1 protein-coding gene is annotated in these 365 nt (G+C 56.2%); it reads left to right on the top strand.

Annotated features, from left to right (window positions below; translation table 11 throughout):
• Positions 1-316 (top strand): DUF6351 family protein (locus tag RCF13_RS01825; protein WP_308140777.1); only part of this gene is annotated, 316 nt, incomplete at its 5' end.
• Between the last annotated feature and the right edge of the window lie 49 nt (positions 317-365).

The following is a 365-nucleotide window of genomic DNA, read 5'->3' on the forward strand; positions in this document are numbered from 1 at the left end:
CAACAGTGGAAAGAGGATTGCCGAAAAAGCTGTTTTCTCGGGCCCGACGCAGTGCAATGCGCTTTACCCGGCGCACAAGAACCCACGCCTTGCAGCCGGGATGCCGCTGAAGCACGATGTCTTGAAGTGTCAGCTCAAGCCCGTTGACGTTTCAGACTATGCCCAGGCAATGACCCCGGCGCAAGTCGCTAGGCTGAAGCAAACCTTCCATGATGGAGTCTGCGACTTCTCCAAACCTGGAATTGAGCAGCAAGGGTTGGCGGGATCTTGGTTCGGCTTTCCCTCCCCGGGGGCTCCCTCAGTTTTCGGGAGCTAAAGAATACTTCCGGAAGCCGTGCTGCGTTAAGCAACGATGCTGTCATGAA

Source organism: Stenotrophomonas maltophilia group sp. RNC7 (genome assembly GCF_030910085.1).
In the GTDB taxonomy this organism is placed as follows: Bacteria; Pseudomonadota; Gammaproteobacteria; order Xanthomonadales; family Xanthomonadaceae; genus Stenotrophomonas; species Stenotrophomonas sepilia.